This is a genomic window from Nostoc sp. UIC 10607 (assembly GCF_047228265.1).
Classification (GTDB): Bacteria; Cyanobacteriota; Cyanobacteriia; order Cyanobacteriales; family Nostocaceae; genus Nostoc; species Nostoc foliaceum_A.
This window is the reverse complement of record NZ_JBIQNW010000114.1, coordinates 1-11,718: the sequence shown is the minus strand read 5'-3', so window position 1 is coordinate 11,718 and position 11,718 is coordinate 1. Positions and strand designations below refer to the sequence as shown.

At 45.9% G+C, this 11,718-nt stretch carries 3 protein-coding genes; all 3 read right to left on the bottom strand.

Going from position 1 to position 11,718, the window contains the following annotated elements; translation table 11 throughout:
• Positions 1–334: 334 nt before the first annotated feature.
• The 3 genes from ACEYW6_RS34620 to ACEYW6_RS34610 all read right to left on the bottom strand — a co-directional run bounded on the left by ACEYW6_RS34620 (position 335) and on the right by ACEYW6_RS34610 (position 10,603).
• Positions 335–2,674: a cation:proton antiporter gene (locus ACEYW6_RS34620; protein WP_412983358.1), complete on the bottom strand. Its 2,340-nt coding sequence runs from the start codon at positions 2,672–2,674 to the stop codon at positions 335–337.
• A 309-nt stretch (positions 2,675–2,983) separates the two neighbouring features.
• Entirely contained in the window at positions 2,984–3,961 is a 978-nt protein-coding gene (locus tag ACEYW6_RS34615; RefSeq protein WP_412983357.1) for an SDR family NAD(P)-dependent oxidoreductase, read from the bottom strand.
• 48 nt (positions 3,962–4,009) lie between these two features.
• Positions 4,010–10,603 (bottom strand): HAMP domain-containing protein, encoded by a 6,594-nt coding sequence (locus ACEYW6_RS34610; RefSeq protein ID WP_412983356.1) that lies wholly within the window; start codon positions 10,601–10,603, stop codon positions 4,010–4,012.
• Between the last annotated feature and the right edge of the window lie 1,115 nt (positions 10,604–11,718).

The window sequence follows — 11,718 nt, the reverse complement described above, 5'->3', positions numbered from 1 at the left end:
TAAACATAGGACAGGTGCTGGATTTGACGTTATTTTCAGCTTACTACCTGTCCCTTTCCTTATCCCGAACTCAGGTTGATTTACCTTGCAATACGGTTCGGTTAAGGGAAGAGACGCGATAAATCGCCGTTTTTACAATAATCAGTCCTTTGTAGAGACGGCGATTTATCGCGTCTTTGTGATCTATAACTTTCATCAAAAAACCTTATCCGAACCGTATTGATGCGATTCCTACTTCATCGGCAAGCACCTCATTTCCATAGGAATTTTAGCATCCGGCGCATCGACGGCTGCTGTTAATAAGGTATTCGCCCTGATCCAAATTCCGAACTAGTTAATCAATTACACTATCCGTAGGCAGAAACTCTTTGAGGGCTTCTGCCTCAGCAGCTTTTACCACTGGAATAGAAAGGGGTACTGAACTGGCGATCGCAAATAACTGTTGTAGTTGACTCAGACCTGTCAAGCCACCACATAATAATACTTGGTCGCCAACTCGCAAATCCATACCGCCATCAGGATAGCGGATAAACTTGCCATCGCGCCGGATCGCCTGTACCTGTACTCCAAATTGCTTGCTTATATCTAAATCTGCAAGGGTTTTACCTAGGGTTGGCGTATCTGCATTAACTGTAATCCACTGGCAAGCACTATTTTCTCCGGGAACAGCAGCTTGTCCTTTAGCAAATTCTGCCAAAGCTGCCAGTTCTTCATCTGCTCCGACTACCAGCAAGCGATCGCCATCCTCTAATCTAGTTTGATTATTGGGATAATCGATTTCATCACCATTAGCGCGGCGAATTGCCATCAAACTCGCTCCTGTTAAGTAGCGCATATCTGCTTCCTCTATACTCATACCAATTAAGGGCGAATTAGATGGTAGAGGATACCAGCGCTGATTTAAATCGCGAGTTGCTTGGCGCAAATCGCGGGCAACTTCAGTTGCAGAACGCTCTGGTCGCAAATCTAAATAATGATCGTTGCGGATTTGCTGCATTTCGCGTTGGACGACAGCTGGCGACAACAAGCCTAAGCTAGTTAATAAATGAGTTGCCATTTCTAAGCTGGCTTCAAACTCTGGTTGGACAACTTCTTTTGCTCCCAATTGATACAGCACCTCAATATTTTTATCCTGGGTAGCACGGACAACCAAATCTAATTCTGGGCACAATTCCAGAGCGCGTTTCAAGCAAAGACGGGTACTCATGGGGTCTGGAAGTGCGATCGCCATTCCTTTGGCATGATTCACCCCGGCGGTTTCCAAAACATGTAAACTCACGCAATTGCCATAGACATAAGGCAGCCCAGCCTCACGTAACTGTTGAATTCTACTCTCTGATTGGTCGATTATTACCATTGGCAGGTCGTGTTGCTGCAACAACTTCACCAAATTCTTGCCCACTCGCCCATAACCGCAGACTACCACGTGGTCTTTGAAAGGCAAATCTTCCGACACATCCCGCGCCTCATCTTCTTCTAAATAGGGTTTCAACCAGGGCATTGATTCGGCAAAATTAAATAAAAATGGCACTAACCGCAGGACAAAGGGAGTAAGCATGAGAGTGACTGCGGTGGTTCCCAAAATTAATAAGTATATTTGTCGGGACACCAGCCCCAAAGATTGCCCTTCACTGGCGAGAACAAAGGAAAATTCCCCAATTTGCGCCAGTCCCAAACCGGCGATTATGGCTGTTTTTAAAGGGTAGCGGAACAGCTTGACTAGGGGCGTGATAATCAGAAATTTACCTACGAAAACTAGCGCCACCAATCCTAAAATCAATTCCAGATTATTCCACAGAAACACTGGGTCAATTAACATCCCAATAGCGGCAAAAAATAAACTGGCAAAGATATCTCGCAGCGGTTCCACATAAGTCAGGGTTTGATCGGCGTATTCCACCTCAGAAATCATCAAACCGGCGACAAACGCCCCCATTTCAATCGACAGCCCCAAATGCTCTGTCAATAGGGCAATGCCTAAACACAGGGCTACAACTCCTAATAAAAATAGTTCTCGGCTTTCGGTACGGGCTAACAGTCGCAACAAAGGCGGTATTAGCCAAATCCCCGCAGCTATTGCACCAGCGGCAAATAAACCAATCGAAGCTAGCGCTGTGAGGACAGTGATACCAATGGTTTCTGCGGGTTGGTTGAGGGCTGGCAAGACTGCTAACATCAGTCCCAGTGCCAAGTCCTGTACTACCAAAATCCCTAGCATCACTTGCCCGTGAGGCGTTTCTGTTTCGTTGCGTTCCATCAAGCACTTGAGAACAACTGCTGTGGAAGACAAAGACAGAATACACCCCAAAAACATGCCCTTAGCAGGTAAGGCTCCCCAGGCTCCGGTTAATGCGCATACTACAACTGTGACCAAAATTGTCAGAGCAATCTGGAGTCCACCTCCGCCAAGAGCGATCGCTTTTACCTTCTTGAGTTCCGCAAAAGAAAATTCCACACCCAAGGCGAATAACAAAAAGGCGACACCGAACTGTGCCAAAGTCTCTACTTGAATAACTTCTTTAATTAGTCCTAGACCGGCTGGGCCAATGATCATCCCGCCAATGAGATAGCCAAGCAGCACGGGTTGCCGCAAAAGTGCCGCCAACAGTCCACCGCAGGCTGCAACGCCCAAAACTAAAACTAAATCAACAATTAGCCTAAAATCTTCTTGCACCAGTTTTAAAAGAACTTTAATTAAGACCTATTAATTCAGGATACAAACTTTTACGATCGCAAACAGCTTGTTTGGTGAAGGTGCGACAAAATTTGCATATTTATCACCTTATTCCCAGCCTCTAGGCTGGGAATGTATCCTGAGAGGTTCTGCCTCTCATCAAGCCCCTGGAGGCTCCGCCTCCAGGATGAGTTCCTAGCCTCTAGGCTGGGAACCAGTCAAACAGTCAGGTAACTTAGTACCATTCGTATCAAAGACTCATTGCTGCATGATAAAATGCGTCTCTTCTGTCCTAATGCCCTATGCCCATTAAATTTTAGGCGAGCTAAGGGCATTCAGTAGTAGTAGTGACCACGGCACTTTAATATCGGGTATGAGCCATGAGTAATTTCTTAGTAGAGGTAATGCAGCCGGCAGCACAAAACGTAAAGAGCGTAGAGATGCAGGGCGATCGCCATTTTCATCTACAATTCCATATTTCTTAGCTAGTTCGGCAACAATCTGCACACGTCCTGTACGGCGCATGACATTTGGCTCACAAGCAAGTGTAGCAATCACCCGTCCAGTTAATAAGGGAGTTTCCCAGTTGTAGCGATCGCTAAGAAATGAGTTATTCTTTTCAGGATCATTGGTTTGATTCATTTCAGAAGCAAAACGGGAAAAAAGCTCAGTACCAACAATACCTGGCCAAATTGAAACAGAAGCAACATTATAGGGTTTTAACTCAACAGCCATATCAGCCGCTAGGCGATCGCAAGCTGCTTTCCCAGCACCGTATGCTGTATTAAATATATAAGACATACTACCCCACGAGGAAATGGTGCAAATTAGTCCAGAGTGACGCTTGGTCATCATTCGGGCAGCAAAAACACTCGCAACATAGTGGCTACGAAGACCAACGTTGTTGCTAGCATCCCAAATACTTGGTTCACAATCCCAAAATGGCTGCCCATAAGCGTCTTTTAATGCCTGAACTCCTGAGTAAGCATTATTCACCAGGAGGTCGAGTTGTCCATCCTGCTCATCTTGGATGCGCTCAAACAGTAAACGTACCTGCTCATCGTCGCTGTGGTCTACTCGGACGGGAATGCACACGCCACCAACTTCCTCTATGGCTGATTGGGTTTCGCTAAGACTCCCTGAAACTGCATCACTGGAAGAGTTATTGAGGCTGCGCCCGGTAACATATACAGTTGCCCCAGCCTCACCCAAGCCAATGGCAATTCCCCTACCAATTCCCCGCGTAGCACCTGTGACTAATGCAACTTTACCCTCAAGATGTCTCATAATAATCCCTTTTCTCTGCCTTCTTATTCCCCCTGCTCCCTGCCTCCTTCATCGGTATAGCCAAACACGCAAGAGTGAAAGCAGTTGATCAGTATCTACGGGTTTGGTGATGTAATCAGATGCACCGGCTTCAATACACTTTTCGCGATCGCCTTGCATGGCTTTAGCGGTCAGCGCAATGATTGGCAAAGATTGAAATTGCTCGTTTTGGCGAATCTGGCGTGTCGTTTCGTAACCATCCATTTCTGGCATCATTACGTCCATCAAAACGACATCAATATCTGGTGTAGTTTCCAACAGGGTAATTCCCTCCCTGCCGTTTTCAGCATATAACACTTGTATTTGATAACGCTCCAGCATACTTGTGAGTGCGAAGATATTACGCACATCGTCGTCTACAATTAGCGCTTTTTTGCCAGACAGTAAGTAGTCTATGGAATGCAGTTGTTCAAGTATTTGGCGTTTGGGTGCAGGTAAATTTGCTTGGACTCGGTGTAAAAATAATGCTGTTTCATCAAGGAGACGTTCGGGCGATCGCACATCTTTAATGATGATTGTTTCGGCAATCCGTCTGAGTTCCGTTTCTTGAACTTTGCTAATTTCTCTACCTGTGTAGACAATAATTGGTAAATTTTTGCCGTGAGGTAGAAGCTTTATCTGCTCGATCAGTTCAAACCCGGTCATGTCGGGTAGCCCTAAATCGAGAACGAGGCAATCAAAATGCTGGGAGCGAATAGCCTCTAGAGCAGCTGTACCAGTGCCCACAGCAGTGGTAGCAACATCGCTGTTGCCAATCAACTCGACAATACTAAGCCGTTGAGTGTCGTCGTCTTCGACTACTAACAAATTTTTCACTTGGCGCTCAACAAAACCTTTAATTTTGGCCAACGCCTCAGATATTGTCTCACTGGTTAAGGGCTTTTGCAGATATGCGATCGCACCTAGTTGCAAACCGCGTTGTTTTCCTTCCTCAACTGTCATGATATGTACAGGAATGTGACGGGTATTTGGGTCATGTTTCAGACGATCTAACACCGTCCAACCATCCATTTCTGGCAACCTGATATCTAGTAAAACGGCTGAAGGCTGGAATTGCTGCGCTAGCATCAAACCTGTACTGCCTGTTTGGGCAGTGATCACCTTGAATCCATGCTGTTGCGCCATATCTAGAAGGATACGCGCAAAATTAATGTCATCCTCGACAATTAGTAACACGCGATCGCCTCTTTCAATCGCAGCGCGATCGTCATTTAGGAGTGGGGAGTGGGAAGTAGGTACAGACGCAATTAATCGCGTCTGTGCTGAACCAGGAGTGGGGAGTGTCGATGTAGAGTCGGGAATCAATTGTGGGAAAAAGAACGTAAAGGTGCTGCCTTGACCTGGTTGACTGACCAGTTTAATTTCGCCACCAAAAAGACGAGCGATTTCGCGGCTAATTGATAAGCCCAATCCAGTACCACCGTATCTCCGACTGGTAGAGCCATCGGCTTGCTGAAATGCCTCAAAAATCACTTTTTGCTTGTCGGGGGCAATGCCAATACCTGTATCGCTGACTGAGAAGGCGATGACATTTTGGGCGCGATTCAAAGTTTCCTGGTCGTTGCTCCATCCTTGCTTCGCTAGCGCAATCCGCAAGCGGACTTCCCCTTGCTCTGTAAATTTAAAAGCGTTGGAGAGCAGATTTTTCAACACCTGTTGTAAGCGTTTGACATCTGTATAGATGCTGTTTGGCAATTCGGGGGTAAATTCAATTGCGAAGGCAAGTCCTTTGTTCTGAGCTATTTGCCGGAAGGTACGCTCAATCTGGTCGCCCAACTCTGATAATGGCATTTGGGTCATGTCAATCGACATAGTTCCAGATTCAATTTTAGCGAGATCCAGAATGTCATTAATTAACGCCAACAAATCAGTACCTGCTGAGTAAATTGTCTGGCTGTATTCGACTTGCTTGGCAGTGAGGTTGTGATCAATGTTATCTGCCAACAACTTCGCCAAAATCAACAAGCTGTTCAACGGTGTCCGCAGTTCATGGGACATATTGGCGAGAAACTCAGACTTATATTTTGAAGAAAGGGCTAGTTGTTCAGCCTTGTCTTCCAAAGACATTCTTGCTTGTTCGATTTCACGATTTTTGCGCTCGACTTCTTGCTTTTGTATGGCTAACAACTCTGCCTTTTCTTCTAACTCAGCGTTAGTTTGTTGCAACTCCTCTTGTTGTCCTTTGAGTAAATCTTCTGAGGTTTTGAGTGATTGGGCTTGTTGTTCTAAGCGCTTGTTGGTTTCCCGGAGTTCATTTTGCTGGGTTTGGAGTTCTTCAGCCAAAGATTGCGACTGCTTGAGTAGTTCTTCGGTTCGCATGGATGCTGCGATCGTGTTGAGGACGATCGCTATACTTTCGGTAAGCTGGTCGAAGAATGTCAGATGAATTTCGCTAAAGCGACGGAAGGATGCTAATTCAATCACCGCTGTCACCTGCCCTTCAAAGAGTACAGGTAACACCACGGCATTAAGTGGAGCCGCTTCTCCTAAACCAGAGGTAATTCTGACATAATCACTTGGTACGTCGGTCAATAGAATTCGCTCTTTTTCTAAAGCGCATTGTCCCACCAAACCTTCACCCAAGTGGAAGCGGTTAGCCAGATGTCTGCGTTCGCGGTAAGCGTAGCTACTAATTAGTTTCAAATACGGTGTATTTTCTGCTGAGTCCATCAGGAAGAATACGCCGTGTTGCGCTCCTACCAAGGGTGCTAGTTCTGAGAGAATTAGTTTAGATACGGTTTCCAAGTCTCGCTGCCCTTGCAGCATTCGGGTAAACTTGGCTAGGTTAGTTTTCAACCAATCTTGCTCAGTATTTTTCTGCGTTGTCTCCCGCAGGTTGGCAATCATCTGGTTGATGTTGTCTTTGAGTATCGCTACTTCGCCTAGTGCCTCGACGGCAATTGAACGAGTTAAATCGCCCTTAGTTACAGCTGTAGCAACTTCTGCGATCGCTCGCAACTGGGTTGTCAGTGTAGCAGCGAGTTCGTTCACATTATCTGTCAAATCTTTCCAAGTCCCAGCCGCCCCAGGGACTCTAGCTTGTCCACCTAACTTCCCTTCAATTCCCACTTCCCGCGCCACTGTGGTTACCTGATTGGCAAACGTCGCTAGAGTATCAATCATCTCGTTGATTGTCTCTGCCAAGGTTTCAATTTCTCCCTTGGCATCTAACATCAGTTTTCGTTTCAAGTCACCGTTAGCAACTGCCGTTACAACTCTGGCGATACCACGTACTTGTGCCGTTAAGTTCCCCGCCATTGAGTTAACGTTATCTGTTAAATCTTTCCAAGTCCCTGCAACACCTTGCACTTGCGCTTGTCCGCCCAACTTCCCTTCAGTTCCCACTTCCCGCGCCACCCGCGTTACTTCTGATGCAAAGGAACTAAGTTGATCAACCATTGTGTTGGTGGTGTTCTTCAAGTCCAAAATTTCGCCTCTGGCATCGACGGTAATTTTTTTAGATAAGTCGCCATTAGCTACCGCCTTGGTAACTTCCGCGATGTTGCGAACTTGTCCCGTGAGGTTACCCGCCATCGAGTTAACGTTATCCGTCAAATCTTTCCAAGTGCCTGCAACTCCTCTGACGTAAGCTTGCACACCCAATTTACCTTCCGTTCCCACTTCACGGGCAACCCTTGTAACTTCCGATGCAAAAGAATTTAGTTGATCCACCATTGTATTAATGGTGTTTTTAAGCTCCTGAATTTCACCTTTCACATCAACGGTGATTTTCTTGGATAAGTCACCGTTTGCTACCGCCGTGGTAACTTCGGCAATGTTTCGCACTTGCGCCGTCAAACTTCCCGCCATGAAGTTTACGCTGTCAGTTAAATCTTTCCAAGTTCCGGCTACACCTTTAACTTCCGCTTGTACGCCCAACTTCCCTTCTGTTCCCACCTCCCGCGCTACCCGCGTCACTTCACTTGCAAAGGAGTTGAGTTGATCCACCATTGTGTTGACGGTGTTTTTCAACTCCAAAATTTCACCTTTGACATCAACGGAGATTTTCTTAGATAAGTCGCCATTAGCTACGGCTGTGGTGACGGCGGCAATGTTTCGCACCTGTGCCGTTAAACTTCCCGCCATGAAGTTCACGCTGTCGGTTAAATCTTTCCAAGTGCCAGCCACGCCGCGCACATCTGCTTGTACACCCAGTTTACCCTCGCTTCCCACCTCACGAGCAACCCGCGTCACTTCCGATGCAAAGGAGTTGAGTTGATCCACCATGATATTGATGGTATTCTTGAGTTCCAGAATTTCGCCTTTGACAGCAACAGTAATTTTCTTAGATAGATCACCATTAGCGATCGCAGTTGTAACTTCGGCAATGTTCCGCACCTGTGCCGTTAAGCTTCCCGCCATGAAGTTCACGCTGTCAGTTAAATCTTTCCAAGTACCCGCAACGTCTTTGACTTCTGCTTGTACACCCAATTTACCTTCTGTTCCCACCTCACGCGCCACCCGCGTCACTTCACTGGCAAAGGAACTGAGTTGATCCACCATTGTATTAATGGTATTTTTCAACTCCAGAATTTCACCTTTGACATCGACGGTGATTTTCTTGGATAAGTCGCCTGTTGCAACGGCGGTAGTCACTTCGGCAATATTCCGCACCTGTGCCGTTAAGCTTCCCGCCATGAAATTCACGCTGTCAGTTAAATCTTTCCAAGTGCCAGCAACTCCTTTAACTTCTGCTTGCACGCCCAGTTTACCTTCACTGCCGACCTCACGGGCAACCCTGGTGACTTCTGATGCAAAAGAGTTAAGTTGATCCACCATTGTGTTGATGGTGTTTTTCAACTCCAGAATTTCACCTTTGACATCGACAGTGATTTTCTTGGATAAGTCGCCTGTTGCAACGGCGGTAGTCACTTCGGCAATATTCCGCACCTGTGCCGTTAAACTTCCCGCCATGAAGTTCACGCTGTCGGTTAAATCTTTCCAAGTGCCAGCGACACCGCGCACATCGGCTTGCACACCTAACTTACCTTCACTGCCCACCTCACGGGCAACCCGTGTTACTTCCGATGCAAAGGAACTAAGTTGATCCACCATGATATTGATGGTATTCTTGAGTTCAAAAATTTCACCTCTAACATCGACGGTGATTTTTTTAGATAGATCGCCATTTGCGATCGCAGTGGCAACTTCGGCAATATTTCGCACCTGTCCGGTAAGATTACCCGCCATTAAGTTAACGTTGTCAGTTAAATCTTTCCAAGTCCCCGCTACTCCCCGGACTTCTGCTTGAACGCCCAACTTCCCTTCAGTTCCCACCTCACGGGCAACCCGCGTCACTTCCGATGCAAAGGAATTAAGTTGATCCACCATTGTATTGATGGTATTTTTCAACTCCAGAATTTCACCTTTCACATCGACAGTGATTTTCTTGGATAAGTCGCCATTTGCAACCGCCGTAGTCACTTCCGCAATGTTCCGTACCTGTGCCGTCAAGCTTCCCGCCATAAAGTTTACGCTGTCGGTCAGGTCTTTCCACGTACCCGCTACCCCGCGAACTTCCGCTTGACCGCCTAATTTTCCTTCTGCACCCACCTCACGGGCAACTCTTGTTACTTCCGATGCAAAGGAATTAAGTTGATCCACCATGATGTTGACGGTGTTTTTCAACTCTAAAATTTCGCCTTTGACATCAACAGTGATTTTCTTGGAAAGGTCGCCATTCGCTACCGCCGTTGTCACTTCCGCAATGTTACGGACTTGGGCTGTCAAATTCCCTGCCATCAAGTTAACGTTGTCGGTTAAATCTTTCCAGGTACCTGCTACACCCTTAACTTCGGCTTGCACGCCCAATTTACCTTCAGTTCCCACCTCACGGGCAACTCGTGTCACTTCTGATGCAAAGGAATTAAGTTGATCTACCATCGTGTTGACGGTATTTTTCAACTCTAAGATTTCGCCTTTCACATCCACAGTGATTTTTTTGGATAAGTCACCATTAGCGATCGCAGTTGCAACTTCGGCAATGTTGCGAACTTGTCCGGTGAGATTACCCGCCATCAAGTTAACGTTATCCGTCAAATCTTTCCAAGTGCCAGCAACACCTTGCACTTCGGCTTGAACGCCCAACTTCCCTTCGGTTCCCACCTCACGCGCCACCCGCGTTACTTCCGAAGCAAAAGAACCAAGCCGATCTACCATCGTGTTGACAATATTAGCAGTTTGGAGAAACTCTCCTTGGAGGGGTCTGCCATCAATTTCTGTTGCGATCGTTTGCGATAAGTCACCATTGGCGACTGACCGAATTACACGAGTAGTTTCAGCTGTTGGTTGAACTAAATCTGTAATCAGAGTATTGACAGAATTAACGCAATCTGACCACGAACCATGAACATCTCCGAGAGAGGCGCGTTCAGCAATTTTGCCTTCTTTGCCGACAACGTTACCAATCCGTTGTAGTTCTGCTGCCATCCGCTCATTCTGGTGAATAATATCATTGAGCGTATCAGCTATTTTACCCGCTACACCAGTATGGTCTATGGGCATCCGAGCAGAGAATTCACCTTGTTTAACAGCATTCAGCGTTCTTAGTAGCTGATTTAAATCTAGATTGTCGCTGTCTCTAGTTAACTGTTCGGTTGCCATAGCCTTATCTCTAAAGAATTTCCTGGGTTTTGGTGTTTAAAGAAGGTTTTCTCAAAGGAGAGAGTTTATCGTAACTCTCTATTAATGCTTTTAGCTTTTCTGGTACTCCCTTTAGCAAAAAATTTTTATCATCTGATTAGCTGTGAGTACCTAGTTATTTTATTGCCAAGTTTCCTCAGTACTAACTGTGCATAGCACAAAGGTTAGTGAAACAGAGTTGAAATTGAATTCTTGACTGAGGGCAATCAGCTTTACTGCCAGTGGTGTATAACGTTTAGCGAGGTTAGTTTGTTTAGCTTTAATAACTAATAGAAATAATAATCAAGTTTACCTTTTAGTTTCTTGTTGTCTTAAGTTAATTACTCAATATTCTAGTTTGCACCCGTAATGGCTACTAACTCTAATCATAACGGGGGAAATTAAAATTTCTCAATGTACAACGCAGGAGAGCTTGATCAGAAAGTTGTTTGCTTGTTGCTTGATCCACTGCATTGATAATCTCTTTTGTAGAGACGGCGATTTATCGCGTCTCTCTAACGTGTCAGTTTTTTAGACGCGATTTATCGCGTCTTTACATGAGGGGTTTCTGGCTTATCCCAAGCGTATTGGGATAAAACTGGTGACTTATAGTACACCGTAGCCTTTCTAATGAACTAGATTTCCTGTTACCCCCCAATGCATCCTACCGTGTACACACAAGTTTTGTCGCAGCCATATCTTTATTAATAAATCTCGCACTGCGTTCCTATCCCGCCTCGGAATAAATTCCGAGTCTCATAGCCCAAGTCCACTTAAGTGGACTAAATTGATTATTCAGTCCACTTAAATGGACTTCAGCTATTAGCCCTGAACTTTAGTTCTGGGCGGGATATCGGTAAGTATGACAGCTTAACTCTGACATCTGACAAAAATGTGGGTAAAAGAGTTGAAACGTATGTGGACAGAACTTGTGTGTACACCATAGCCAATGCATCGGAGGGATTAAGGGGGGTAATTTGACTTGTGTATACACCGTAGCCTTTTTAAGGGGGGAACTAGTGCCTGACAGGTGTAGGTTTTTTACACAGGTGTGAGTATTCATTAGTATTGCTGTAAAGATAGGTATGAAACCAGGG